The sequence below is a fragment of the Pseudomonas sp. PS02288 genome (assembly GCF_029959715.1).
In the GTDB taxonomy this organism is placed as follows: domain Bacteria; phylum Pseudomonadota; class Gammaproteobacteria; order Pseudomonadales; family Pseudomonadaceae; genus Pseudomonas_O; species Pseudomonas_O kuykendallii.
In genome coordinates, this window is the sequence record NZ_JASCPA010000017.1 from 47,538 (window position 1) to 73,400 (window position 25,863).

Here is a 25,863-nt window from a genome sequence, read left to right on the forward strand (position 1 = left end):
TCAGGGCGTGCCCAGCAGTGCCGTGTTCAGCGCCTCTTCCAGCTTGGCCTTGTAGCGCAGATAGTCGATGGTCTGCAGCTGGCCGTCGCGGGCCACCTGCGAGAGGTCCAGATCGGTCAGGTAGCAGCGATATCGCTCGTTTTCGCGACGCTGCTCGACAATGTGCCGGGCCACGGCGGCGAACAGGTCGGCGCCGTATTCCAGTTCGGAAAACTCCCGGTCATTGCAGTACAGGGTGACGTTCTCGCGCACGCTGTCCAGCGGCTCGACGATCGCCTGGACGTTGTAGAAAAACGGGTTGTCCGAACTCTGCGGCGCGGCGCGGCGCTCCAGGCGCTGGGCACGCAGGGGCGGCGCCGGCAGCACTTCGTAATAGCGGATATCCAGCGGCAGCGCCGGCAGCGCCGGCAGCTCGTCCAGCGGCTGCGACGCGTTGCGCCGGTAGAGCACCGACTGCAGGAAGCGCTGCAGCGGGTTGAGCAGGCTGTGTTCGTCGCGGAAGGGCAACTGCTGGCGCCACAGCGCATTGCGTTCGTCGAGCACGCTCAGCTCGGCGAAATCACCGGCCAGGCGGTAGAACACCTGGATGCAGTCGGCCTGCCCCAGCGGCAGGATCAGCGCCAGCTCGCTGCCCTCCAGCGCGTAGCGGTCCAGGTGCAGCGGGCTGAAATGGCCCAGCCCCGCGCCCAGGTGCTCGACCAGCGCCGGCAGGTCGGCGAGGGCTGCGTGACTGACGGCCTGGCCGGGATTCAGTTCGAGGAGGTGGTACTGCTGCTGGACCTGCACCAGGTAGCGGCTGTTGCGTTCGCCGTCGAGGTGGCCGAGCACGTCGTGGAACAGTTCCTCCACGCGCTGGGCGATCGCCGGCGCCCGGTTGCGGCAGAAGCAGCGCACCCGCAGGTCCGGCCGCGCGCGGCCCGCGGGCAGGCTGTCGAGGAAGCTGCGCAGGCAGTCGAGCAGCGCGAACGGGCCGTCGAAGCGGGTGACCAGCATCTCGTTCCAGCTGTTGAGGGTGACCTGGTCGAGGGTCAGCACCAGGTTCTCGCGCGCACCGGCATAGCCCAGCGCGTCGGTGCGCTCGGTGGTCAGGTGCACGTTGAGCTGGCTGTGCTGCCTGAGCGGGTCGACGCCGACGTTCACCAGCAGCAACACCTCGCTCGGCGCGCTGGCGCGCAGCAGGGCGCTTTCTCCGGCGGTCGGCAGCGGCAGCGGGAAGACCTGGCGCAGGCTGGTCAGCAGGTTGTTCAGTTCGAATTCGCTGAGGTCGGAGCTGCCGGCGTGCAGGGTAAGTCGCGTGCTGGCGTCGATGACGCCGTTGCGATGGCACCAGGCGAGCAGCCCGATCAGCTCGCGGGCGCGTTTGATCGGTGCGAAATCCTGCCATTCCTGGGCGTTCAGGTTGCCGCCGAACAGTGCCCACTGGCTTTCGCCGTTGTATTCGCCGAGCGAGGCATGCACCAGGGTCAGCGCGTCCTCGGCGAGGTCCGGGGCGATCCCCGGGTTGACGTTCTCGACCTTGCCGGCCTTGCGCTCGAAGGCGGCGTAGAGGCGCCGGCCGAGCACTCCGAGGTCGCGGCTGTTGAGCGAGCTGCCGACCTGCAGGTTGCGCGCGAACTGCGAGAGGAAGCGGTAGCTGTAGGTCAGCTCGTTGACCAGTGCGCGGCGTTCGGCGCTGACCTGGCGGACTTTCCACTGGCTGCGGCTGTCGAGCATCGCCAGTTGTCGCGACGGCCATTGCCACTCGTCGGCCAGACGCTCGAGGAGCAGGCGCTGCCAGCTTTTCGCCCGACCGCGCGCGGGTCGGCTGAGCTTCTTGTTGATCTTCAGGTAGAGGCTTCGGCGCACCAGCTCCAGGCGCTCCTGCTCGCCGCGTTCGCCGAGGTACTCCTCCAGTCGGCGCAGCACGACGATGTAGGGGTCGAGTTCGTCGAGGTCCAGCTGGTTGGCGAACACCGCGCGCTTGAAGCGCAGCGCCAGGCATTCGACCTGCGGGTGCTCGCTGGCGTAGACCTCGGTGAGCAACAGCTTGAGCACCGACTTATAGGGCGACTCGATGCCCTTGAACAACTGCCACATGCCGGCGCCGATGAATTCGCTGGGCGGAATCCGCGCCAGGTGGCCGAGGTCGAGCACCTCCTCGGCGCGGATGAAACGCTTCGACAGCAGCGTGTGTACGTACGCGGCATAGCGCTGCTCCTCGTACGCCGGCACCAGCCACCACACCGGCGTGCGTCCGCCGAGCCAGATGGCGGTGCGATAGAACTCGTCCAGCAGCAGGTAGTGCTGGGTGGTGCCGCAGTCGTCCGAGGTCAGCTTGCCTTCGCGCTCGCCGCTGGTGAAGCGCGAGGGGTCGATGAGGAAGAAGTGCGCCTCGGTGCCCTGGGTGGTGGCCCAGGCTTCGAGTTGATCGCACTTGCGCTGCAGCTCCGCGACTTCGGCGGCGCTCAGCTCGGGGGCGTGGCAGACCCAGATGTCCATGTCGCTCTGATCGGCCTGCGCGACGGTGCCCAGGCTGCCCATCAGGAACAGGCCGTGGATCGGTTGCCGGGGCTTGCCGGCGAGTGGGTTGCCGGTGCGCTCGCGGTAGGCGAAGGAACGGGTCAGGCGCTGCGCTTCGGCGAGGATCTGGTCGTCCGGCTGAAAGCCCGAAAGGCCCGCCGGGGTGGTGCCGGAGACGTAGCCCGGAAGCAGCGGGTGGTTGACGTGGAACAGCAGCGGCATCAGCCGCAGGACCAGTTGCTGGCGCGTGGAAAGCATCTGCATGGCGCGCTGCAGGCGACCGTCATTGACCTCCAGGTAGCGCGCGCGAAGCTGCTTGAGCACCTTGCGGTCGATACCCTCGTCGATGTCGGGGCGAATTTCGTGGCTGCGCGACATGGCGGGTCCGCGTCGAATGAGGGCGTCCAGCCTATCAGGAGCTGCGCCGGATGCTCAGTGTATCGGGCGTTTCGGGGCGTTCTTGAGGGGGAAACGCCGGCGCAGAGGCCGGCGAAGCGGGGCGGTCCGGCGTCAGGCCGTTTCGGGTTCGAAGGCCAGGATGGTCAGCAGCGATTGGGCATGCTCGGCGGCGTCGAGGCCGAGGCTGGTCAGGTAGCCGCCATCGGCGGCATCGACCAGGCCCTTGTCGTACAGCCGGCGAACGGCGGCGATGGCGGAAGGCGCGGCAGTGTGGTGGATCTTCAGTCCTTCCTGGGTGTTGGCCAGGTTGAACAGGGCGAGGATTTCGAGTTCTGCGATCAGCTCGGGCGTATAGGACATGGCAACTCCAGAGGTGTGAGCCCACCTACTTTGGGCGGGCATCAGCAGTGTAGCCGCGATCAGTCGGATGTTTCATGACGCCAGGCAGTCAGGATGCGCTCATAGCGTCCGTTTTCGTGAATGCGCTGCAGGCCCTCGTCGAAACGCCGCCGCAATTCGTCGGCCCCCGGGTAACGGCGGGAAAACGAGAGGCTCAGCTGCGGACGCAGAACGCTGGCGACCGCCACGAACTGGTCCTGCAGGGCCGGCGTCTCGCGAAACAGCGCTTCGCTGGTGCCTCTATAGGCCACGCAGTAGTCGACGCGCCCGCGCTGCAGCATCAGAAAACTGTTGAGATCGCGGCGCACCGGCACCCGCTTCAGGGTCGGGTGCTGATCGATGAGCGGCCCGTATTCGTAGCCGATCACCATCGCCACCTTCTTTCCCGCCAATTGCCCAAGGTCGTCCAGGGCCTCCGCCTGGTCGCGGCGCGCCCAGAGCATCAGCTCGGCACTGAAGAGGGGCTGGGACAGCTGGAACTCGGCGGCGATGCGCCGGTCCGGTGCGGTGTTGAAACAGCCGGCAAGGGTGCCCTGGCGGGCCAGCTGCATGCAGCGCGAGTAGGGATAGGCGACCAGTTCGACATCCGCGCCGACCGCCTCGAAGGCGGCCCGGACAATGTCCGCCGACATGCCGGTAATCTTCTCATCGCGCAGGGCGGTGTAGGGGTACCAATCGTCTTCGGCGCCGACCACGTAGTGTTCGGCCAGCGCTTGCGCACCAAGGAGTGCAGCGGCAAACAACAACAGCAAACGCGGTACGAGCATGAACGAACGGCCGGCAATGAGTCGACGGAAGGCAAGCAAGAGTCCAGCCAGCCGTGTTCAGTCGTCCTCGGGCAGCTCCGGGAGCGCGCGCAGGGCCTGCTCGTACCAGTCCATGTCGAAACCACGGTCGTCGCGCAGCATCGTGCGGATTTCCTGGGCCAGGACCTGGGCCATCAACGCGAGAACGTCTTCACGCTCGTAGCCGACCAGGGTCAGCTTGTTGAAGGTGGCCTGTGCCGCTGCCGGCTCGCCGGCTTCAAGCTGGTTCTCGATGGCTTCGATCAGCCGCGCTTCGGCGAATGCCTCGTCGTCGTTCTCGTTCATGCTGTTTTCCCGTGAATGAGGCGCCAGTCTGCCATGCGCGGGGCCTGCGCGGCAGAGGCGCGAGAACGAATCGCCCATGATGCCGCTCTATTGCTGGCGTCGAGCCGATGAAGAACCTGGAGTGTTCCCCGCATGATCACCTACTACCTGCCCAGCAGCGAGGGCCTGCGCGCCTGTCATCCCGACGACCTGGCCGAGCTTCCCGCGCAGGTGCTGTGGATCGACCTGCTGAACCCGACGCCAGCCGAGGAAAAGCTGGTGGAAAAGGCCCTCGGTGTGGGCGTGCCGACGCGCGAGGAAATGGCCGAGATCGAGGATTCCTCACGCTTCTACGAAGAGAACGGCGCGCTCTACATGACCACCAGCGTGGTCACCGGCATCACCGAGAAACATCCGCGTTCGGAGGAGTCGTCCTTCGTGCTGTCCGAGCGTTGGCTGGTGACCGTGCGCTACAGCGAGATGACCGCGTTCCGCACCTTCGTCAACAAGGCCGCGCGCCAGGTCGACTGCCACCAGAACAGCGACATGCTGTTCGCCTCGCTGCTGGACAGCATGGTCGACCGCATCGCCGACGTGCTCGAGGAACTCCAGGCGCAGCTCAACAGCCTGTCGCAGCACATCTTCAGCGAGACCCGCGAGCGCGCCCAGGAAAAGGCCGACCTGCAGCGGGTGATCAAGGACCTGGGGCGCTACAACTCGCTGCTGGCCAAGCTCAACGAAAGTCTCCTGAGCATCGGCCGGCAGATCACCTACGTGCGCCAGGCCGGCAATGGCTGGCTCAGCGAGGCGGCGCGGACCTGGCTGAAATCCAGCGAACGCGACGTGCGCTCGCTCAACGACTACCAGACCAAGATGTCCGGCGAGATCGTCTTCCTGCTCGACGTCACCCTCGGGCTGATCAACATCGAACAGAACAGCATCATCAAGGTTTTTTCCATCGCCGCCGTGCTGTTCCTCCCGCCGACGCTGGTCGGCACCGTGTACGGGATGAACTTCAAGGCGATACCGGAGCTGGACTGGACGCTGGGCTACCCGATGGCGCTAGGCATGATGGTCGGCTCGGCGCTGCTTTCCTATGCCCTGTTCAAGTACAAGGGCTGGCTGTGAGCATCGCTCAGGCGCTGGCGCTCACCGCGTTGCCCGTGGCGCTGCCGCCGGCTTCCTTGATCGCCTTCATCAGCATCGCGTAGGCCTGGGTCAGCGAGCTGTTCAGCGAGGCGACCTCGGTTTGGGCGGCCTGCAACGCCGCCTGACTGGCTTCGGAATCGGGGTTCGCGCTGGCGTCGCGGCTCGCCTGGTCCAGGCGCTTCTGGGCTTCCTTGAGCTGCTCCTGAAGCTTGGCGATCATTTCCTTGAGCTTGTCCACCGTGCTGTCGGAGCTGCCGCCGCTCGAGCCGCTGGCCTTGGCGGCGGTCGCCTGGTTGGGCTTGCCGATCGACAGCTTGCCGCTGGTCGCGGCGTCGCTGTTGGCGACGGCGCCGTTGGCACTGCTGGCGATACGCGTATGCGCGGCGAGGTTCTGGCTGATGCTGGTCATTACCGCCTTCCCTGAAGAGGTTTGCCAGGCTATCGGCCAGCGAACGCCCGGCTTGAGGGCGATGCGGGCCGCGAATGCGGCCCGGGGCGGCAGCTCAGCGTGTGGCGAGCAGTTGCTTGCCACGCAGCACGGCGGCGCGTACCTGCGCCGGCGCGGTTCCGCCGATGTGGTCGCGGGCGTTGACCGAGCCTTCCAGGGTCAGCACGGCGAACACGTCCTGCTCGATCTGGTCGCTGAAGCGACGCAGCTCGTCCAGGCTCATCTCGGCCAGGTCCTTGCCGGTCTCCACGCCGTACTTCACCGCATGGCCGACGATCTCGTGGCAGTCACGGAACGGCAGGCCCTTGCGCACCAGGTAGTCGGCGAGATCGGTGGCGGTGGAGAAACCGCGCAGCGCCGCTTCACGCATGATGGCGGTCTTTGGCTTGATCGCCGGGATCATGTCGGCGAAGGCGCGCAGCGAATCGCGCAGGGTGTCGGCGGCGTCGAACAGCGGTTCCTTGTCTTCCTGGTTGTCCTTGTTGTAGGCCAGCGGCTGGCCCTTCATCAGGGTCAGCAGGCCGGTCAGGGCGCCGAACACGCGGCCGGTCTTGCCGCGCACCAGCTCGGGCACGTCCGGGTTCTTCTTCTGCGGCATGATCGAGGAGCCGGTGCAGAAACGGTCGGGCAGGTCGATGAACTGGAACTGCGCGCTGGTCCAGAGCACCAGCTCTTCGGAGAAACGCGACAGGTGCATCATCGCCAGGGAGGCGGCGGCGCAGAATTCGATGGCGAAGTCACGGTCGGACACGCCGTCCAGGGAGTTGCCGCCGACCGCCTCGAAGCCGAGCAGGCGGCAGGTGGTTTCGCGCCGGATCGGATAGGTGGTGCCGGCCAGCGCGGCCGAGCCGAGCGGCATGCGGTTGGTGCGCTTGCGACAGTCGACCAGGCGCTCGTAGTCGCGCGACAGCATCTCGAACCAAGCCAGCAAATGGTGGCCGAAGGTCACCGGCTGGGCGGTCTGGAGGTGGGTGAAGCCGGGCATGATGGTTTCGGCTTCGCGCTCGGCCTGTTCCAGCAGTCCCTGTTGCAGGCGGGTGATCTCGGCCAGTATCAGGTCGATCTCGTCGCGCAGCCAGAGGCGGATGTCGGTGGCGACCTGGTCGTTGCGCGAGCGTCCGGTGTGCAGCTTCTTGCCGGTGATGCCGATGCGGTCGGTCAGGCGCGCTTCGATGTTCATGTGCACGTCTTCCAGGTCGACGCGCCACTCGAAGGTGCCGGCCTCGATCTCCGCCTGGATTTCCTTCAGACCGTTCTCGATCGCATCGCGCTCCTCGACGGTCAGTACGCCCGCCTCGGCGAGCATGGTGGCGTGGGCGATGGAACCCATGATGTCGTGCCGGTAGAGGCGCTTGTCGAACTCGACGGAGGCGGTGAAGCGGGCGACGAAGGCGTCGACGGGTTCGCTGAAGCGGCCGCCCCAGGACTGGTTGGTTTTTTCGGCACTCATGGACATTCTCTCGGCTAGGCGCGGGGCCGCGGCAGCGGCCTGAATCGTGCGGCGATGATAGCAAAAGCCGCCACCGGCTTCAGGCGCTGCTGTGGGCGGCAGGCTTTGCCTGTAGCCTGTGCCGATTATCAGAGGGGGAGACCTGCCGGGATGCGAGTCGACTGGCTGAACCGCGCCCGCACCACGGCGCCCATCGATGACTTCTTCGTGCCCGAGCTGTGCGAGCCCGAGGCGCTGCTGGCGCTTATCCTGCTCGCCGAGCTGCTGGTGCTGGTGCTGGTGCTCGCCGAACCGATGCTGCCGGGCTTCAACTGGGTGCGCCTGGCGCTGAGTTCGCTGTTCGTGCAATGGATCGTGCTGCTCTCCGCCGCCGTGCTCTGCCGCTTGCGCCCGCTCCTGGCGCGTCTGCGTGCGGCGCTGGCCGGCGCGGTGTGCTGCGCGATCGTGGTCGCGCTGACGCTGACCTGCACCGCGTTCGCCGATCATTTCAGCCTCGGCGGTCCGCTGCCGCGCAGCGGCGAGGTCAATCTCTACCTGCGCCACGGCCTGATCGGGCTGATCATGTCCGCGCTGCTGCTGCGCTACTTCTATCTGCAGAGCCAGTGGCGCCGCCAGGAGCAGGCCGAGCTGCGCGCGCGCATCGAGTCGCTGCAGGCGCGCATCCGCCCGCATTTCCTGTTCAACAGCCTGAACAGCATCGCCAGCCTGGTGGCGATCGATCCGTACAAGGCCGAGCAGGCGGTGCTCGATCTTTCCGATCTGTTTCGCGCCAGCCTGGCCAAACCCGGAACGCTGGTGTCGTGGAAGGACGAGCTCGAATTGGCGAAACGCTATCTGTCGATCGAACAATATCGACTTGGCGAGCGTCTACACCTTGAGTGGCAGGTGGAGGGGGTGCCGGACGATCTGCCGATTCCGCAGCTGACCTTGCAGCCGCTGCTGGAAAACGCACTGGTCTACGGTATCCAGCCACGCATCGAAGGCGGCCTTGTCTGTATCGAGGCGGAGTACGAGGCGGGAGTATTCACGTTGCGGGTCAGCAACCCTTATGAAGAAATTGCCGAAGCGAAACCGTCCAGGGGAACACGACAGGCGCTGGTGAACATTGAGGCGCGCATCACGGCACTTTTCGGGCCAAGAGCGAGTCTCAGCGTGGAGCGCCGTGATGGGCGGCATTTCACCTGTCTACGCTATCCTTGTGCAAGACTCACGCAGGAAGCCAGAGCAATATGAATGTCCTGATTGTCGACGACGAACCTCTCGCTCGTGAGCGCCTTAGCCGACTGGTGGGCGAACTTGATGGTTATCGTGTATTGGAGCCCTCGGCCAGCAACGGCGAAGAGGCGCTCGCCCTGATCGAAAGCCTGCGGCCCGACGTGGTCCTGCTCGACATCCGCATGCCCGGTCTGGATGGCTTGCAAGTGGCTGCCAAACTGTGCGAAAGCGATGCACCGCCGGCGGTGATCTTCTGTACCGCACACGATGAATTCGCCATCGACGCCTTCGAGGTCAGCGCGGTGGGTTACCTGGTCAAACCGGTACGCGCCGAGGCCCTCGCCGATGCACTGAAAAAGGCCGAGCGGCCCAACCGCGTGCAGCTCGCCGCGCTTACCCGGCCCTCGGTCGAGCACAGCGGCCCGCGCAGCCATATCAGCGCGCGCACCCGCAAGGGCATCGAGCTGATTCCGCTGGATCAGGTGGTGTTCTTCATCGCCGACCACAAGTACGTGACCCTGCGCCACGAGGGCGGCGAGGTGCTGCTGGACGAGCCGCTCAAGGCGCTGGAAGACGAGTTCGGCGATCGCTTCGTGCGTATCCACCGCAATGCGTTGGTCGCCCGCGAGCGCATCGAGCGCCTGCAACGCACGCCCCTCGGGCATTTCCAGCTGCACCTGAAGGGTCTCAACGGCGATGCGCTGACCGTGAGCCGGCGCCATGTCGCCGGTGTGCGCAAGTTGATGAACCACCTCTAGCTTCCACGCTTCGGCCCCGCTCCGCGGGGCCCACCCGGCACGCCGCAGTCCGACGCGCGCCCGGCCCTGAGCCGGGTCAGCGATTGCGACCGTCGCGGCCTGTTATCATTCGGCGCAGTTCATTCTCTGGAATTGCCCCGATGTCCCGCGAAATCCGCATCGCCACCCGCAAGAGCGCCCTGGCCCTTTGGCAGGCCGAATTCGTCAAGGAAAGCCTGGAAGCCGCCCACCCCGGCCTGACCGTCAGCCTGGTTCCGATGGTCAGCCGCGGCGACAAGCTGCTCGACGCCCCGTTGGCGAAAATCGGTGGCAAGGGGCTGTTCGTCAAGGAGCTGGAAACCGCGCTGCTGGAGGACGAAGCGGATATCGCGGTGCATTCGATGAAGGACGTGCCGATGGATTTCCCCACCGGGCTCGGCCTGTTCTGCATCTGTGAACGCGAAGACCCGCGTGACGCCTTCGTCTCCAACACCTACGACAGTCTCGAGTCGCTGCCGGCCGGCAGCATCGTCGGCACCTCCAGCCTGCGCCGGCAGGCGCAACTGCTGGCGCGGCGGCCGGACCTGACCATCCACTTCCTGCGCGGCAACGTGAACACGCGTCTGGCCAAGCTGGATGCCGGCGAATACGAGGCCATCATCCTCGCCGCCGCCGGGCTGATCCGTCTTGGTTTCGAGTCGCGCATCCGCGCCCGCATCAGTGTCGAGGACAGCCTTCCCGCCGGTGGCCAGGGCGCCGTAGGTATCGAATGTCGTACCGCCGACCTCGACCTGCACGCGCTGCTGGCGCCGTTGAACCACGCGCCGACCGCCGTGCGGGTCAACGCCGAGCGGGCGATGAACAAACACCTCAATGGCGGCTGCCAGGTGCCGATCGCCTGCTACGCCGAGCTGGAAGGCGAACAGCTGTGGCTGCGCGGCCTGGTCGGCCAGCCGGATGGCGGCCTGCTGCTGCGCGCCGAAGGCCGCGCGCCGGCGGGCGACGCCGAAGCGCTCGGCGTGCGGATCGCCGAGGCACTGCTGGCGCAGGGCGCGCAGGACATTCTCGCCGAGGTCTATGGCGAGGCCGGGCAGCCGTGAAATCCGGCTGGCGCCTGCTGCTCACCCGCCCGGCCGAGGACTGTGCCAGCAGCGCCGCGCAGCTCGCCGAGCATGGCGTGCATGCCAGCTGCATGCCCTTGCTGGAGATCCAGGCGCTGGAAGAAAGCGCCGAACAGCAGCGCCTGCTGCGTGACCTGAACCGCTATCACGCGGTGATCGTGATCAGCAAACCCGCCGCGCGCATCGGCCTCGCACGGCTGGCGAGCCACGGGACAGCGGTGCCGGAAAGTCTGCGCTGGTTCAGCGTCGGCGCCGCCACCGGAGCGTTGCTGCGCGACCACGGGCTCGACGCCTGCTGGCCGCAGACGGGCGATGACAGCGAGGCCCTGCTCGCCATGCCGCAGCTTGCCGAGGTGCTGGCGCAGGCCGAGCCGCGGATTCTGATCCTGCGCGGGGAGGGTGGCCGCGAACTGCTCGCCGAGCGGTTGCGTGAACGCGGCGCGCATGTCGACTACCTTCCTCTTTATCGCCGCGCCCTGCCGGAATACCCTGCGGGCGCCCTGCCCGAGCGGGTCAGATCGGAACGCTTGAACGGCCTGGTGGTCAGCAGTGGGCAGGGTTTGGAACATCTGCGCCTGCTGGCGGAGCAGGCCTGGCCGCTGCTGGCCGAGTTACCCTTGTTCGTACCGAGCCCGCGGGTCGCCGAGCTGGCCCGCGAGGCCGGTGCCCGAATCGTTGTGGATTGTCGCGGTGCCCAGGTCGCGGCGTTGCTGGCGGCGCTGGAGGACCGGCCCGCCCCCTGATGCAAAGGATGGATACGTGAGCGAAACCGACGCGAAGATCGCCGAAGCACAAGACCCCGTCACCCCCGTCGAAGTCGCTGCCGAGCCCAGGCGGCCGGGCAACGGCGTTGCCGTTCTGGCGCTGCTGGTGGGCATCGCCGCGCTGGCCATAGGCGGTTGGGCGAGCTGGCAGTCGCATACCCAGCAGCAGCTCGAACAACGCCGCCAGGCCGAGCAGGCGAGCCTCGCGAAGCAGGTCGACGAACGCCTGCAGCAGAACGGCCAGCAGGTCGAAGCTCGCTTGCAGGGCCTGCCCAGCGCGCAGAGCATCGACGAGCAGCGGCGCCTGCTGGTGACCCTGCAGGGCGACCAGCAGCAACTGGCGAAGACCATGACCAGCGTGCTCGGCGCCAGCCGCGAGAGCTGGCGTCTGGCGGAGGCGGAGCACCTGCTGCGCCTGGCGATCCTGCGTCTCACCGCGCTGCAGGACATCGCCAGCGCCACCGCCCTGGTCCAAGGTGCCGACGACATCCTGCGCGCGCAGGACGATCCGCTGGCCTTCGCCGCCCGCGGTGAGCTGATCAAGGCCCTGGAGACGCTTCGCGCGCTGCCGCAGCCCGACCGTAACGGCCTGTTCCTGCAGCTTTCGGCGTTGCGCAGCCAGGCCGATCAGTTGCAGACCCTCGCGCCGGAGTATGAGATCGACGAGACGGGCGCGGCGCCGGTCCCGACGGAGGCGCCCTGGTGGCAGCGCACCTGGGACAAGCTCTCCAAATACGTGCGCCTGGAGCTGCATGCCGACCAGGACATTCGTCCGCAACTGGCCGGGCAGAGCCTGGCCCAGGTGCGTCTGACCCTTTCCCTGGCGCTCGAACAGGCGCAGTGGGCGGCCTTGAACGCCCAGCCGGAAATCTACCGCGCCGCCCTGACGCAGGCGCAGGAACTGCTGAAAACCTATTTCGATGCGCAAAGCCACGAGGTCGGCGCCCTGGCATCGCGCCTGGCGCAGCTTGCCGAGCAACCGGTGAGCGTCGAGATTCCCGACCTGCGTCCGGCGCTGCTTGGCCTGCAGGCCTATCTGAAAGAACGCGAGGCGCCACGGCAGGACAAGCCCGCGGCCGATGAGGCCGAACAGCCGGCGGATGCCGTGGAGGCAGGCGAATGATCCGCGCATTGCTGGTGCTGCTGGTCGTCGCCGTCGCCGCCACGCTGCTCGGCCTGGCGATCTCCGAGAGCAGCGGCTACGTGCTGATCGCCTACCGCGGCTTTCGCTACGAATCCAGCCTGTGGGTCTTTCTCGCCCTGCTGGTGCTGCTCGGCCTGACGCTGTATCTGCTGCGCCTGGTGGCGCGCCTGCTGGTCGCCTCCAACGGCGCGCTCAACCCCTGGTCGAAGAAGCGCCGCAGCCTGCGCACCCGTCGCGCCGCCGAGCACGGGCTGCTGGATATGCTCGAGGGTCGCTGGGAACGCGCCCTGCGCCACCTCAAGCTGGCTGCCGAGAACGAGCCGCAGCCGCTGATGTACTACCTGGGAGCCGCCCGTGCAGCCAATCACCTGGGCCGGTACGAAGAGAGCGACAACCTGCTCGAGAGCGCCCTGCAGCGTCAGCCCAGGGCCGAACTGGCGGTGGCGCTGGCCCACGCCGAGCTGCAACGCGAGCGCGGCGACCTGGAAGGCGCGCGCGACACCCTGCAGGCCATGCACGAGCGTCATCCGGGGCATCACCAGGTGCTGCTGCAACTGCTCGCGGTGCATCGCCAGCGGGGCGAGTGGGCGGCGTGCCGCGCGCTGCTGCCGGAGCTGCGCAAGCACAAGCTGCTGGGCAACGGGGAACTGCTCGAGCTGGAGCGCGCCAGCTGGCGCGGGCGGCTCAGCCAGTCGACCGATCTGGCGACGTTGCAACAGGCCTGGCAGCACCTGCCCTCGGCGCAGAAACAGGACCCGGAGATGCTCTTCGCCTACGCCAGCCAGCTGCGTTACCTGGGCAGCGACGCCGACGCAGAGGAAGCGCTGCGCGGACCGTTGAAGAAGCATTACGACAGCCGCCTGATGGATTTCTACGGCGACCTGCAGGGGCGCGATCCGGCGGCTCAGCTAGAGGTCGCCGAGGGCTGGCTGAAGCAGCATCCCGAGGACCCGCTGTTGCTGCGCGCGCTGGCGCGGATCAGTCAGAACAGCGCGCTGTGGGGCAAGGCGCGGGACTACTACGAGGCGAGCCTCGGCTTCTCCCGCGATCCGCGCACCTGCGCCGAACTGGCGCGGTTGTTCACTCGCCTGGGCGAGCACGAACGCAGCAACCAGTTGTTCCAGGAAGGCCTCGGCCTGCTTCCGCGCAACCTGCCTGCAGCATTGCCCGCGACCTCCTGAGCAGGCCGCCGGCTGCCGGATGGCGCCGCGGCTTGAAAGGCCGGGGCGCTTTCCTCTACCGTAGCGGCCTTTCCCGTCAATCGGTGCCTTCATGTCTTCCCTGGCCAGTTCGCGTTCGCTGTTCCTGCTCGCCTTTGTTGCCTGCGTGCTCGTCATGGCCGGCGCGCTTTATCTGGAGCATGTGGTCGGTCTCGAGCCGTGCCCGCTGTGCATTCTCCAGCGCATCTGCGTGATCGCCTTCGGGCTGGTCTGCCTGGTTGCGGCCATCCACGGCCCGCGTCGTCGCGGTCGCCGGGTGTACTCGGTGTTCGCGCTGGTCGCCGCGATCGCGGGCGCCGTGGTCGCCGGACGCCAGGTCTGGCTGCAGAAGATTCCTGCCGACGAACTGCCCGCCTGCCTGCCAAGCCTCGACTATATGATGGAGGCGCTGCCGTTCCAGGACATCATCCGCCTGGTGCTACACGGGACCGCCGACTGCGCCGAAGTGAAGTGGACGCTGTTCGGCCTCAGCCTGCCGGAGTGGAGCATGCTGGCATTCGCCGGGCTGATCCTCTTCGCGCTGTTCCAGCTGCTACGCCGCGACTGAGCGACGAACCCGCACCGCGCGCACGCCCTGCCGGGAAGCGAAACGGCGAACGGGACGCGGGCCTTCCCCGGCGATGACGGAATCGAGGTAAACATCCCGTTCGATTTTTTCCGACCGGGCACCTTGATGGTCCATGGCCTGGGGCATACTCTGGTTTTTCACGCGGCCCGGAAGGCGTCATTCCCGGGTCTCTTCCCATGCGCATGCGCTGCCGACCAAGCACCACGTCGGGCGCCGAAGTACAGAAAACACCGATAAAGGGAAGCGAGGACATCATGCTCGAGAGCTGTCATAACGCCCAGGAGCGCTGGGGTGGCGTACACCAGATGATCGACCGCTGGCTGCAGGAGCGCCATCAGCTGATCAGCGCCTATTACGCCTTCGAGGCCGAGCCGGACGGCCTGGCCGTGACTCCCGAGGCCTTGCAGGCCTTTTGCGAATTGCTGCTCGACTACGTGTCGGCCGGGCATTTCGAAATCTACGAACAACTGCTCGGCGAAGGGCGCGCGTTCAACGAGAGCCGCGGGCTGGAACTGGCCAAGCGGATATTCCCGCGCATCGAGGCGATCACCGAAGTCGCGCTGCGCTTCAACGACCGCTGCGCCAAGGGCGATTGCGCTGCCAGCAAGGACCTGCTGGACGAACTGAAGCACCTGGGTCAGCTGCTCCACGAGCGTTTCGAGCTCGAAGACTGCCTCATCGAAGTCCTCCACACCGCCCACCAGCAAACCGCCGCGGCGGTCTGACCCGTGTCGCACGAAGCCGCCCGGCACGGGTGGCTTCAGGTGCAGGACGCTGCTGCTTGATCCTCTCCGGGCCTCAATCGCAGGCTCCCGAACTCCCGTAACGACGCTGTCACATTCCTGTCATTGGCGGGCCTTCCCTCGGACGACTACTATGGGCCAGTCAAATTGCCCAGGAGCCCTCCATGTCGGCGAAAAAAAGCAAGAAAGCGGTGCCCACGCCGCTGCATCTGTTGCAACAACTTTCCCAAAGCCTGCTGGAACACCTCGACAACGCCTGCACCCAGGCGCAGGCGGATGCCGAGAAGCTGCTCGCCAAGCTGGAGAAGCAGCGCAGCAAGGCCCAGGACAAACTGCATGGCGCGCACAGCAAGCTGCAGCTCGCTGCCGCGGCGGGCAAAGCCAAGGCGCAGTCCAAAGCTCGCAAGGTCATCGACGAGCTGGAAGGCTTGCTCTCCGCGCTGGAGTCCCGCCAGGCCGAGACGCGCGTCTACATCGTCCAGCTGAAGAAGGATGCCCAGCAGAGCCTGAAACTTGCGCAAGGCGTCGAGAAGGTGAAGGACGCCGCGGACAAGGCACTCGATGCCCGCACCCTCGTGCCTGCGGTGAAAACCGCGAGCAAGCCGGCCGTCAGCCGCGTGGTCAAGCCTGCGACGAAGCCGGCCCAGCCGCGCACCCGAGCCGCTGCCAAGCCCGTTGCCAAGCCGGCCGCGGCGAAAGCCGCAGCGGCCAAACCCGCTGCGACCTCAGCTGCCGTCAAGCCCGCCGCGAGCGCGAAGCCGGCCGCCAAACCCGCCAGCAAGACGCCCGCCGCTCCGGCGAAGGCCGCCAGCACCGCCAAGCCGGCACGCCCGGCCGTCAAGCGCGTCGCCAAGCCGGCGGCCAAGCCTGTCGCGGCGAAACCCGCTGCTCCGGCCGCGGTTGCCGCGGTCTCCAGCGCGGCTCCGGCGACCCCGGGCGATACGCTCTGAGGCACTGAAAGGCGCCACCGGCCTTTCGCGACGCCATGAAAAAGCCAGGCTTTCGAGCCTGGCTTTTTCGTTTGCGCCGTAGCGGCGATCGGCTCTAGTCCGCCGGCAGCAGGTGCAGGGTGCCCTCGGCGTGCGCCGCGACATCCTCCTCGCTCATGCGCATCGGCTGGTAGCGTCCGGCGATGTAGTCATGCGCCTGGTCGGCGTTATGGCGATCGAAGAGAACGCCGCTCTGCCCGACCGGGTTGATGCCGAGGCTGTGCAGCGGATCGTCGAAATCCACCAGGCGGCGCGTCGAAGGGCCGTAGGTGACCGGCCAGGGCGCCGGGCCGATGCGCTGGGACAGGTTGTTGGGCAGTTCGTGGCCGCCGGGCGCGGCGAAGGGGCCGACGTTGAACAGGCGATCCAGCGGTTTCTGCTGGCCCAGCGCATGGGCGTGGGTGACCTGGTGCAGCGTGCCCCAGGCCCAGCCCTGCGGGTCCTTGCCGAAGTGCTCGCGCAGGTGCGCGAGGGTGGCCTGCCAGGCCTTGCCCAGTATCACGGCGCGGTTTTCCGTCTCGCCCGTGGTGCGGTCGTCCCACCACGGCGAGCGGGCATCGGCCACCAGCCGCGGCAGCGCATGGTCGAGGACCCGGGTGCTCAGCAGGGTGTCGAAGTAGTCCGCACCCAGTTCGTCGGCCATCGCGGCACGGGCGATCTCGTAGAGCAACTGGTTGAACAGGCTGGCCTCCACCGAGTCGAGGCTGTGTTCTCCGTCCCAGGCGGCGAGGCGTTCGAGCAGCGCACGGTCTTCGCCGTCGCCGGCCTGGCTGCGCAGCTCGTCGAGGATCGGCAACAGCATGCGTTTGTAGTAGTCGGTCTTCGCCTCCAGTTGCAGCGCCTGACTGTTGTTGCGGTCCCATTTCACCGTGGCGTCGGCCAGTTGCCGGTCGAGCTCGCGGCCACGGTCGGGCAGGTTGTAGTGGCCGGGAATCTCGATGCCGGTCGGCGAGACCGGCTGGAAATTGGCCGAGACGATGTAGCCCCGCGCCGGGTTCTCTTCCTGCGGGTTGGTGCTGAACGGGTAGAAGCCGGGCTTCTCCGCTTCGCCGCGGCGCGCATCGAGGATGAACAGCGGATTGACCCCCTCGGGGCGCTTGACCAGCTTCGCCGCCGCCCACCAGGCGATGTCGCCGTGGGCGTTGGCGTAGACCAGGTTGAGGCCGGGTGCGTGGATCTTCTCGGCGGCGGCGCGCGCCTGCTCCAGGCTGTCTGCGTCGCGCAGGCCGTAGAAGGCGTCGATCAGCGGGTTCTCGGTTTCGAGGAAGGCCCACCACATGGCGATCGGCGTCTTGCCTGCGGCCTTGCCCAGGGCATCGGTGATGATCGGCCCGTGCGGCGAACGGCGCAGGATCAGGGCGACCGGCTCGGCGCCCTTCACCCGGATGGTCTGCTCGGTCTTTTCCATCGTCACCCAGCGGCCCTGGTAGCGAACCTGCTCGGGGTCGTCCGGGTTGACCTCTTCGGCGATCAGGTCGAGGTCGGCGTTCTGGAACATGGTCAGGCTCCAGGCATGCCCGGCGTTGTGGCCGAGCATGGCGAACGGCGTCAGCGCCTGGTAGTGGCCGTATAGCTCGCTGCCCGGCATCTGCGTGTGCGCCTCGTACCACACCGCCGGATTGGAAAAGCGGATGTGCGGATCACCGGCCAACAGCGCCTTGCCGCTGGCGGTGCGCGCGCCGGAGACCACCCAGGCGTTGCTGCCCTCGAACTGCGGCAGACCGGCATCTTCCAGCCCGTCCGCGCTCAGCTGGGCGATACGGCCCAGATCCTTCCAGTCGCCGGCGGCCAGGGCTGGCCCGGCGAGCACGCCCTGCGGCTGCCAGTCGATGTCGAAGGCGCGCAGGTAGTCGGCGCCCAACTGGTCGCGGATGAAGGTCAGCAGCGGATTGGTGCGCAGGGATACGGCGAAGCTGTACGCGGTGTAGCCGTTGATGGCGAAGGTGTCGGCCGCGGTGAAAGGCCGTTTGCGGATGCCCAGCAGATCGAACTCCAGCGGAGCCGGATGGCTGTCCTGGAACTGGTTGACGCCGGCCAGGTAGGCCTCCAGCGCTTTCCATGGCTTGCCGTTGCGGTCGACGCGTGCGGCGTAGGCCTCGGCATGTTCGCCCAGGCGCAGGGTGCGGAACAGGCGGTCGGTCTCGACCAGTTTGGCGCCGAAGATTTCCGCCAGCTCGCCGCGTGCCAGGCGGCGCATCAGTTCCATCTGGAACAGCCGGTCCTGGGCGTGGGCGTAGCCGAGCGCGCGGTACAGGTCGGCTTCGGTCTGCGCGCGGATGTGCGGCACGCCGCGGTCGTCGTAACGGATATCGACGGGCTTTTCGAGGCCGGCCAGGTGCCGTTCGCCGGAGCGCGTCGGTTGTTTGCCGTGGAAGTACCAGGCGCCGCCGCCGGCCACGACGGCGAGCAGCAGGACGAGCAGCGTGAGCACGCGTTTCATCGGTGTTCCTTGTTGTTATGGGCTGATCCGTTGCGCATTCTGCCGTGCGCGGAGGGCGGCGGGGTGGCGCCCTCCCGTGCAAATACCGGGCGATCAGTCTGCCGTATCGTTCCACGGACAGTAGCAGCCGACGGCGAGGGTGTTGGTGGCGCTCACCGTGCGGCCCTCGGCCAGGGCCTCCAGCACCGGCTCGATGAAGCTGTTGCCCGAGGTGCAGCTGGCACCCTCGCTGTAGGGGCCGAAATAGACCAGTCGCCCGTCTGCATCCCAGATACCCACGGCCGGGCTCGCCGGAAGGTCTTCCGAACCGGGCAACTGCTCCAGCGGCTGCAGGGCCTCCAGCGTTTTCGGCAGATGCCCCGCGCTGCCGGGCTTCTGCACCGCGTAGAAGCTCACGCCGCGGCTGGCGAAACGCTCGATCAGCTCCGCGAGGTGCTGCTGATTGCCCACATTGCACGGGCAGGCCGGGTCCCAGAAGTGCACCAGGCGCACCGGCCCCGGCCCGGCGAGGCGCGCGGGCAGTTGCAGGCTGCCACCGTCGAACAGCGTGGTGCGGTTGTCGAACGCGCGGATGTAGCGCGCCTGGTACCACCAGATGGCGAATAGCAGGGCGATCAACCAGATCAGGCCGAAGAGGCTGGCGAGAACGATTTTGCGGCGCGGCGACATGGGCATACGGCGGTTTCCGAGGGTGGCATAGCTTGCCATGCCGGCAGCGCGGGTAGAATGTCGAACGTCAAGCGAGTCCCCGGAGTACCCATGTCGTCGCCTCCCTTCCAGCCCGATAGCCTGCGCCTGGCGCTCAGGCGCCTGTCCGCCGACGAGGAGGATGCGCCGCAGGTGCTCGGCTACCGCCACTACTACGGGCTGGACCCGGTGGCGCGGCATCCGCAGGTGCGCAGCCGGCTCGGCTGCTTCCAGGCCGGCGACTACCAGATCGTCGTGCAGGCCTGGTTGCCACCCAAGCCGGTCGCCAGCCTGCTGCTGCTGCACGGTTACTACGATCACATGGGGCTGTATCGCCACGTGATCGACTGGGCGTTGCGAATGAACTACGCGGTGCTCGCCTGCGACCTGCCGGGCCACGGGCTGTCCAGCGGCGAGCGTGCGAGCATCGGCGATTTCGCCGAGTACCAGACCGTGCTGCAGGGGCTGATCGCCGAAGCGGCGACGCTGGATCTGCCGCAACCCTGGCACCTGTGCGGGCAGAGCACCGGCGGGGCGATCCTGCTCGATCACCTGCTGCTCGGCGAGCCGGCGGCGCAGCTCGGTGAAACCATCCTCCTGGCGCCGCTGGTGCGGCCGCGTTCGTGGGGCTGGTCGCAGCTGAGCTATCGGCTGCTCAAGCCCTTCGTCGAATCCATCCCGCGGCGCTTCAGCGTCAACTCCGGCGATGCGGAGTTCATCGATTTCGTCCATCGCCTCGACCCGCTGCAGCCGCGAACCTTGCCCACCGCCTGGGTCGGCGCGCTGTCACGCTGGGTGCCGAAGATCGAGGGCGCGCCGCGCAGCCGGCGCAGCCCGCTGATCGTCCAGGGCGACGCCGACCTGACCGTCGACTGGCGGCACAACCTTGAGGTGCTGGAAGACAAGTTCGCCACGCCGCAGGTGCTGATGCTGGCGGACGCCAAGCATCATCTGGCCAACGAGAGGGAAGCGCTGCGCGAGCGCTATTTCGAGTTTCTCAGCCAGCGTCTTGAAGGCTGAGCGGGGCGTCGCCGCCGTACCGCGCGTGGCGGTGCGGCGCGGGCGAATCAGATGCCCTGCGAGGTCGACGGGTTCGCCGCCAGGCCGGCGCGCAGGGCGGCCAAGGCGGCTTGGTAATACTGCTTGCCGTCGGGCGACTCGGCGAAGGTGACGTACTCCTCCAGTTCCGGGTCGGACAGTTCGCTGTAGACGTGCAGCAGCGTGTTGTCGATGTTGCCCTCGATCTGCTGCTTCATCCGCTGCCGCTGGCCATCGAGCATGCCCTGCGCCTGACCGCCGCCGAGCAGGCCGGGGATCATCTGGCTGAGGCTGTCGGCCGCGACGCCGGCCAGTGCCAGGCTGACCTCCGCGGCGGCGTCGCCAATCGGGATCGCCTGCGCCAGGTGCCGTACCAGCAGTCGGCGGGTGGCGCTGGCCTCGATCGGCGGCAGGCCGTTGGCGTGGCGGGCGAGTTGGTCGCTGCGGGTGGCGAGCTGCTCGGCGGCGACGATCTTGCGCCCCAGCGGCGCCTGGAAGAACGCCAGCGCGGGTTGCGGCTGGGGAAGGTTCTGACGCAGCGCACCGGTCGCCCGCTGGTCCATCGCCTGCGGCGCGAAGCGCCGATTGCTGTTCTCCACCAGGGTCTGGTAGACCGCCGGCGGCAGGGTGCTGCGGTAGCGCTGCTGGGCGGCGCCCAGGGCATCGCTGAAGTGCGCGCGTTGCTGCGGCCAGCCGGCGGCCTGGTAAAGGTCGCTGTATGCGTCGGCGCGGGCACCGAGGCTGAGGAAGACGAGAATCAGGCTGAGAAAGACGCGCATGGAAGCTCCTGTGGGCAGGGGACGTATTGTCGGGGGCGGTGGCCGGCATTGTCGAGCTCGCGGGAGATGATCTGCGACGGTTGCGCGTCGATCCGGCCTGCTAGAATGCCGCGCATGTCGACCCCCCCGAACCTACCGTCGTTGCAGGCGCTGATCGATGACCTTGCCGTGCAGGGTTGGTCGCAGCAGCCTGCCTTTCTCCCGCAGTCTCTGACCGCCGAACTGGCGCAAGAGTGCCGCTCCCGTGCGGCCGCCGGAGAACTGGCCCCGGCGGCGATCGGCCGGGCTGCCGGGCAGGCGATCGTCGAGGGCATCCGGGGCGACCGGATTCTATGGATCGAGGACGGGCAGTCGGCCGCCTGCGACCAGTTCCTGAGCGCCATGGAAGGCCTGCGCCAGGCGCTCAACCGCCAGCTGTTCCTCGGCCTCGAAGAGCTGGAATGCCACTTCGCCTTCTACGCGCCCGGCGCCTACTACCTGCGCCACTTCGATCGTTTCCGCGACGACGACCTGCGCACCATTACCGTGGTCCTCTACCTCAATCCGGAGTGGCTGCCGGAGCAGGGTGGCGCACTGCGCTTGTACCTGGACGAGTCGCGCAGCCTCGACGTGCTGCCCGAGGCCGGCACCCTGGCTTGCTTCGTCTCCGCGGAGTTCGCCCACGAAGTGCTGCCGGCCACCCGGGATCGCCTGTCGCTGACCGGCTGGTTCCGCCGGCGCAGCGACAACGTCCTCTGATTCCATGGAAAAGCTCCTCGTCAGCCGCTGCCTGCTTGGCCAGCGCGTGCGCTATGACGGCGGCGCCCATGGGCCGTTCTCGCCGTTGCAGCAGTGGCAGGCCGAGGGCCGCGTGGTCGCCGTCTGCCCGGAAGTCGCCGGGGGCCTGCCGACGCCGCGCCCGCCCGCGGAGATCCCCGGCGGGTGCGGCGCCGAGGTACTCGACGGGCGTCTGCCGGTGCTCACCGTCGACGGCGCTGATGTCACTGCGGCCTTCGTCCGTGGCGCCGAGGTCGCCCTAGCCCTGGTCCGCCAGCACGGCATCCGCCTGGCCGTGCTGAAGGCGCGCAGCCCGTCCTGCGGCAACCTGCAGAACTACGACGGCAGCTTCTCCGGCACTCTGGTCGAGGGCGAAGGCGTGACCGCCGCGCTGCTGCGCCAGGCCGGTGTGCGGGTGTTCCATGAGGGGCAGCTCGCCGAGGTGGCGCAGGTGCTGGCGGAGCTGGAAGGGCGCGGCTGACGGTTTCGCCCGCATGAAAAAGGGAGGCCGAGGCCTCCCTTTTCATTGCCACGCCGCGCTTAGAACAGCACGCGGGTACGGATGGTGCCGTTGATCAGGTGCAGCTTCTCCAGCGCCAGGTCCGAGTAGGTGGCATCGACGTCGATGACCACGTAGCCGACCTTGTCGTTGGTCTGCAGGAACTGGCCGGAAATGTTGATGCCGTTGTCGGCGAAGACCTTGTTGATCTCGCTCATCACGCCCGGAATGTTCTGGTGGATGTGCAGCAGGCGGTGCTTGCCCGGGTGCGCCGGCAGGGCGACTTCGGGGAAGTTGACCGAGGACACCGAGGTGCCGTTGTCGCTGTATTTGACCAGCTTCTCGGCGACTTCCAGGCCGATGTTGGCCTGCGCCTCGGCGGTGGAGCCGCCGATGTGCGGGGTCAGGATCACGCGATCCAGGCCGCGCAACGGGCTGACGAACTCTTCGTCGTTGGAGCGTGGCTCCACCGGGAACACGTCGATGGCCGCACCGATCAGGTGTTCGTCCTTGATCGCTTCGGCCAGCGCGTCGAGTTCGACCACGGTGCCGCGGGCGGCGTTGATCAGGATGCCGCCCTTCTTGATCGCACGGATCTCGCGCTCGCCGATCATCCACTGGGTGGAGGGCAGCTCCGGCACGTGCAGGGTGACGATGTCGCTCTGGCCGAGCAGGTCGTGCAGGTTGCTGACCTGGGTGGCGTTGCCCAGCGGCAGCTTGGTCACCACGTCGTAGAAGCTGACCTGCATGCCCAGCGCTTCGGCGAGGACCGAGAGCTGGGTGCCGATCGAGCCGTAGCCGACGATGCCGAGCTTCTTGCCGCGAATCTCGAAGGAGTTCGCCGCGCTCTTGATCCAGCCGCCACGGTGGCAGGAGGCGTTCTTCTCGGGGATGCCGCGCAGCAGCAGGATGGCTTCGGCGAGCACCAGTTCGGCCACCGAGCGGGTATTCGAGTAAGGCGCGTTGAACACCGCGATACCGCGCTCGCGGGCAGCGTTCAGGTCGACCTGGTTGGTGCCGATGCAGAAGCAGCCGACCGCCACCAGTTTCTTCGCGCAGTCGAAGACTTCTTCGGTCAACTGGGTGCGCGAGCGGATACCGATGAAGTGGGCGTCAGCGATCTTGTTCTTCAGTTCGTCGCCGGAGAGCGCCGTCTTGATGAATTCGATGTTGCTGTAACCAGCCGCCTTCAGGGTATCAACGGCATTCTGGTGGACGCCTTCGAGAAGAAGGAACTTGATCTTGCTCTTGTCGAGGGAGGTCTTGCTCATCTGCTTGAACCTGTTGTCCCGGAGCCGGTAAGCCGGCAAAAGTGGCAGGAGACGGCAGCCCGGGGCTGCTCGTGTGAAACCGCCCGGAATCGCCTGGGAGGCGCGATCCACGGGGAGCGCATGCTAACATGATCTCCTTTTTTCTGGCTTGGCTGCGACCTGAAAGCTTCTCAGGTGGCGCATGAACGACACGAGAGTTGCACTGATGACCGATGCTGCCCTGATCGACCCCGCCCTGATCGAAGCGCTGAAAACCCTGGTCGAGCCCGGCAAGGTGCTGACCGACAGCGCGTCGCTGGACACCTACGGCAAGGACTGGACCAAGCACTACGCGCCGGCGCCGTCCGCCATCGTCTTTCCGAAGACCGTCGAGGAAGTGCAGGCCATCGTGCGCTGGGCCAATCAGCACCGCGTCGCGCTGGTGCCCTCGGGCGGCCGCACGGGGCTGTCGGCCGCCGCCGTCGCCGCGCATGGCGAGGTGGTGGTGGCGTTCGATTACATGAACCGCATCCTCGACTTCAACGCCACCGACCGCTCGGTGGTCTGCCAGCCCGGCGTGATCACCGAACAGCTGCAGAATTTCGCCGAGGAAAACGGCCTGTACTACCCGGTGGACTTCGCCTCGGCCGGCTCCAGCCAGATCGGCGGCAACATCGGCACCAACGCTGGCGGGATCAAGGTGATCCGCTATGGCATGACCCGCAACTGGGTGGTCGGCCTGAAGGTCGTCACCGGCGAGGGCGAGTTGCTGGAGCTGAACAAGGACCTGGCGAAGAACGCCACCGGTTACGACCTGCGCCACCTGTTCATCGGCGCCGAAGGCACGTTGGGCTTCGTCGTCGAGGCCACCATGCGCCTGGAGCGCCAGCCGACCAACCTCACCGCGATGGTCCTCGGCACGCCGGACTTCGAGTCGATCATGCCGGTGCTGCACGCCTTCCAGAGCAAGATGGACCTGACCGCCTTCGAGTTCTTCGCCGACAACGCGCTGGGCAAGATTCTCGAGCGTGGCGACATCCCGGCGCCGTTCGAGACCCGCTGCGCCTTCTATGCGCTGCTCGAGTTCGAGGCCATCACCGAACAGCGCGCCGACGAGGCGCTGGCCACCTTCGAGCACTGCGTCGAACAGGGCTGGGTGGTCGATGGCGTGATGAGCCAGAGCGAAACCCAGCTGCGCAACCTTTGGCGGCTGCGCGAGGACATCTCGGAAACCATCGCGCCCTTCACCCCGTACAAGAACGATATCTCGGTCACCGTCTCGAAAGTGCCGGCTTTCCTGGCCGACATCGATGCCATCGTCAGCACCAACTATCCGGATTTCGAAGTGCTCTGGTACGGACACATCGGCGACGGCAACCTGCACCTGAACATCCTCAAGCCGGCCAATCTCAGCAAGGACGAGTTCTTCGGCAAGTGCGCCGCGGTGAACAAGTGGGTGTTCGAGACGGTGCAGAAGTACAACGGGTCGATCTCCGCCGAGCACGGCGTCGGCATGACCAAGCGCGATTATCTGACCTACAGCCGCTCACCGGCTGAAATAGCCTACATGAGGGCCATCAAGGCCGCGTTCGACCCGAACGGCATCATGAACCCTGGCAAGATCTTCGCCTGAGCGCCGCGGGCGCGGGGATGCGCTTCATGCAGTTACGCAGGCGGGCGCTGGCCCGGCCTGCGGTCTGAAACCCCAACGGTTTTCCCTTCCACCCCTGCCCAAGGAGTCGCCCCATGAGTTACCAGCATCAATATGTCGACGGCACCCATATCCACTTCCCCATGGGCAAAGTGGTCTGCATCGGTCGCAACTACGCCGAGCATGCCAAGGAACTCAACAACGCCGTGCCGACTGAACCGCTGCTGTTCATCAAGCCGGGCAGTTGCGTGGTGCCGATCGCCGGCGGCTTCAGCATTCCCCAGGATCGCGGTTCGGTGCACTACGAGGCGGAAATCGCCGTGCTGATCGGCAAGCCGCTGTCGCGCACGCCGAGCGAAGAGGAAGTCATCGACGCCATCTCCGGTTTCGCCCCGGCCCTCGACCTGACCCTGCGCGACGTGCAGGCCAAGCTGAAGGAGAAGGGCTACCCGTGGGAGCTGGCCAAGTCGTTCGACGGCGCCTTCGTCCTCGCGCCGTTCGTTCCGGGCGATTCGATCAGCGACCTGGGCGACATCGGCATCCGCCTGGTGATCGACGGCGAAGTGCGCCAGGACGGCAACAGTCGCGACATGCTCAACCCGATCCTGCCGCTGATCCAGCACATCGCCAGCCACTTCAGCCTGCAACCGGGCGACGTGATCTCCACCGGTACTCCGGTGGGCGTCGGTCCGCTCGCCTCGGGCAGCACCCTGAAGCTGGAACTGGTTGGCCGTTCGAGCTTCGACAGCCAGGTGCTTTGACGTCCGGCGGCCCGCCGCGCGGCGGGCCCCCGCGGGCGCTGATCCGACGGGCGTTCGACGGCGTGGCGGAAGCCGCCTCGGGCCTCC

The 25,863-nt window shown here is 67.0% G+C and carries 25 protein-coding genes; 15 read left to right on the forward strand and 10 right to left on the reverse strand.

Going from position 1 to position 25,863, the window contains the following annotated elements:
• The 4 genes from QMX85_RS09410 to QMX85_RS09425 all read right to left on the reverse strand — a co-directional run bounded on the left by QMX85_RS09410 (position 1) and on the right by QMX85_RS09425 (position 4,388).
• On the reverse strand, positions 1-2,877 hold the full coding sequence (locus QMX85_RS09410; protein WP_282340211.1) for a class I adenylate cyclase: 2,877 nt from the start codon (positions 2,875-2,877) through the stop codon (positions 1-3).
• Between the two features lie 132 nt (positions 2,878-3,009).
• Positions 3,010-3,258, reverse strand: coding sequence for a TIGR02647 family protein (locus tag QMX85_RS09415; RefSeq protein WP_090224306.1), 249 nt, complete (start codon positions 3,256-3,258; stop codon positions 3,010-3,012).
• 59 nt (positions 3,259-3,317) lie between these two features.
• Positions 3,318-4,064: a transporter substrate-binding domain-containing protein gene (locus tag QMX85_RS09420; RefSeq protein ID WP_282340216.1), complete on the reverse strand. Its 747-nt coding sequence runs from the start codon at positions 4,062-4,064 to the stop codon at positions 3,318-3,320.
• A gap of 57 nt (positions 4,065-4,121) precedes the next feature.
• The gene (locus tag QMX85_RS09425) at positions 4,122-4,388 is read right to left on the reverse strand and encodes a hypothetical protein (protein WP_282340218.1); all 267 of its coding nucleotides are present in this window, start codon (positions 4,386-4,388) and stop codon (positions 4,122-4,124) included.
• A 132-nt stretch (positions 4,389-4,520) separates the two neighbouring features.
• Here QMX85_RS09425 and QMX85_RS09430 point away from each other — a divergent pair, with 132 nt between their 5' ends.
• Positions 4,521-5,495, forward strand: coding sequence for a magnesium transporter CorA family protein (locus tag QMX85_RS09430; protein ID WP_282340220.1), 975 nt, complete (start codon positions 4,521-4,523; stop codon positions 5,493-5,495).
• A gap of 7 nt (positions 5,496-5,502) precedes the next feature.
• Here QMX85_RS09430 and QMX85_RS09435 read toward each other — a convergent pair whose 3' ends face one another.
• Together QMX85_RS09435 and argH are read right to left on the reverse strand one after the other, a co-directional pair.
• Complete coding sequence (locus tag QMX85_RS09435) at positions 5,503-5,925, reverse strand: hypothetical protein (protein ID WP_282340221.1); 423 nt, start codon at positions 5,923-5,925, stop codon at positions 5,503-5,505.
• A gap of 94 nt (positions 5,926-6,019) precedes the next feature.
• Positions 6,020-7,414, reverse strand: coding sequence for an argininosuccinate lyase (gene argH / locus QMX85_RS09440; protein ID WP_282340222.1), 1,395 nt, complete (start codon positions 7,412-7,414; stop codon positions 6,020-6,022).
• A gap of 150 nt (positions 7,415-7,564) precedes the next feature.
• On the opposite strand from argH, the gene QMX85_RS09445 reads away from it, so the two are divergent.
• The 9 genes from QMX85_RS09445 to QMX85_RS09485 all read left to right on the forward strand — a co-directional run bounded on the left by QMX85_RS09445 (position 7,565) and on the right by QMX85_RS09485 (position 15,876).
• Entirely contained in the window at positions 7,565-8,647 is a 1,083-nt protein-coding gene (locus QMX85_RS09445) for a sensor histidine kinase (protein ID WP_090224298.1), read from the forward strand.
• Positions 8,644-9,387, forward strand: a complete 744-nt coding sequence (locus QMX85_RS09450; protein ID WP_090224296.1) for a LytTR family DNA-binding domain-containing protein — start codon at positions 8,644-8,646, stop codon at positions 9,385-9,387. The genes QMX85_RS09445 and QMX85_RS09450 overlap by 4 nt, the downstream gene beginning before the upstream one ends.
• A gap of 140 nt (positions 9,388-9,527) precedes the next feature.
• On the forward strand, positions 9,528-10,466 hold the full coding sequence (gene hemC, locus QMX85_RS09455; protein WP_282340226.1) for a hydroxymethylbilane synthase: 939 nt from the start codon (positions 9,528-9,530) through the stop codon (positions 10,464-10,466).
• Positions 10,463-11,230 carry a uroporphyrinogen-III synthase gene (locus QMX85_RS09460; protein ID WP_282340227.1) on the forward strand — a complete coding sequence of 256 codons (768 nt, stop codon included), beginning with the start codon at positions 10,463-10,465 and terminating at the stop codon, positions 11,228-11,230. The genes hemC and QMX85_RS09460 overlap by 4 nt, the downstream gene beginning before the upstream one ends.
• A gap of 16 nt (positions 11,231-11,246) precedes the next feature.
• The gene (locus QMX85_RS09465; protein WP_282340228.1) at positions 11,247-12,374 is read left to right on the forward strand and encodes a uroporphyrinogen-III C-methyltransferase; all 1,128 of its coding nucleotides are present in this window, start codon (positions 11,247-11,249) and stop codon (positions 12,372-12,374) included.
• A complete protein-coding gene (locus QMX85_RS09470) occupies positions 12,371-13,576 on the forward strand; it encodes a heme biosynthesis HemY N-terminal domain-containing protein (RefSeq protein WP_282340229.1) in 1,206 nt (401 codons plus the stop codon). The genes QMX85_RS09465 and QMX85_RS09470 overlap by 4 nt, the downstream gene beginning before the upstream one ends.
• A gap of 91 nt (positions 13,577-13,667) precedes the next feature.
• Entirely contained in the window at positions 13,668-14,162 is a 495-nt protein-coding gene (locus QMX85_RS09475) for a disulfide bond formation protein B (protein ID WP_282340231.1), read from the forward strand.
• A 275-nt stretch (positions 14,163-14,437) separates the two neighbouring features.
• Positions 14,438-14,908, forward strand: a complete 471-nt coding sequence (gene rsd / locus QMX85_RS09480) for a sigma D regulator (RefSeq protein WP_282340233.1) — start codon at positions 14,438-14,440, stop codon at positions 14,906-14,908.
• Positions 14,909-15,090: 182 nt separating this feature from the next.
• A complete protein-coding gene (locus QMX85_RS09485; protein ID WP_282340235.1) occupies positions 15,091-15,876 on the forward strand; it encodes an AlgP family protein in 786 nt (261 codons plus the stop codon).
• A 94-nt stretch (positions 15,877-15,970) separates the two neighbouring features.
• Here the strand turns inward: QMX85_RS09485 and QMX85_RS09490 are convergent, their stop codons facing one another.
• Complete coding sequence (locus QMX85_RS09490) at positions 15,971-18,355, reverse strand: penicillin acylase family protein (RefSeq protein WP_282340239.1); 2,385 nt, start codon at positions 18,353-18,355, stop codon at positions 15,971-15,973.
• A 93-nt stretch (positions 18,356-18,448) separates the two neighbouring features.
• Complete coding sequence (locus tag QMX85_RS09495) at positions 18,449-19,063, reverse strand: DUF6436 domain-containing protein (protein WP_282340241.1); 615 nt, start codon at positions 19,061-19,063, stop codon at positions 18,449-18,451.
• A 51-nt stretch (positions 19,064-19,114) separates the two neighbouring features.
• Here QMX85_RS09495 and QMX85_RS09500 point away from each other — a divergent pair, with 51 nt between their 5' ends.
• Positions 19,115-20,062, forward strand: coding sequence for an alpha/beta hydrolase (locus QMX85_RS09500; RefSeq protein WP_282340243.1), 948 nt, complete (start codon positions 19,115-19,117; stop codon positions 20,060-20,062).
• A 47-nt stretch (positions 20,063-20,109) separates the two neighbouring features.
• Here QMX85_RS09500 and QMX85_RS09505 read toward each other — a convergent pair whose 3' ends face one another.
• Positions 20,110-20,859, reverse strand: coding sequence for a hypothetical protein (locus QMX85_RS09505; RefSeq protein ID WP_282340245.1), 750 nt, complete (start codon positions 20,857-20,859; stop codon positions 20,110-20,112).
• Positions 20,860-20,964: 105 nt separating this feature from the next.
• Between QMX85_RS09505 and QMX85_RS09510 the strand changes: the two genes are divergently transcribed.
• Together QMX85_RS09510 and QMX85_RS09515 are read left to right on the forward strand one after the other, a co-directional pair.
• On the forward strand, positions 20,965-21,597 hold the full coding sequence (locus QMX85_RS09510; RefSeq protein WP_282340247.1) for a 2OG-Fe(II) oxygenase: 633 nt from the start codon (positions 20,965-20,967) through the stop codon (positions 21,595-21,597).
• 4 nt (positions 21,598-21,601) lie between these two features.
• Positions 21,602-22,096 carry a DUF523 domain-containing protein gene (locus QMX85_RS09515; protein WP_282340249.1) on the forward strand — a complete coding sequence of 165 codons (495 nt, stop codon included), beginning with the start codon at positions 21,602-21,604 and terminating at the stop codon, positions 22,094-22,096.
• A 59-nt stretch (positions 22,097-22,155) separates the two neighbouring features.
• On the opposite strand, the gene serA is transcribed toward QMX85_RS09515, so the two are convergent.
• Positions 22,156-23,385 carry a phosphoglycerate dehydrogenase gene (gene serA, locus QMX85_RS09520; protein ID WP_282340251.1) on the reverse strand — a complete coding sequence of 410 codons (1,230 nt, stop codon included), beginning with the start codon at positions 23,383-23,385 and terminating at the stop codon, positions 22,156-22,158.
• Positions 23,386-23,605: 220 nt separating this feature from the next.
• On the opposite strand from serA, the gene QMX85_RS09525 reads away from it, so the two are divergent.
• Positions 23,606-24,997, forward strand: coding sequence for an FAD-binding oxidoreductase (locus QMX85_RS09525; protein ID WP_282340256.1), 1,392 nt, complete (start codon positions 23,606-23,608; stop codon positions 24,995-24,997).
• A gap of 113 nt (positions 24,998-25,110) precedes the next feature.
• Complete coding sequence (locus tag QMX85_RS09530) at positions 25,111-25,776, forward strand: fumarylacetoacetate hydrolase family protein (protein ID WP_282340253.1); 666 nt, start codon at positions 25,111-25,113, stop codon at positions 25,774-25,776.
• Positions 25,777-25,863 lie beyond the last annotated feature (87 nt).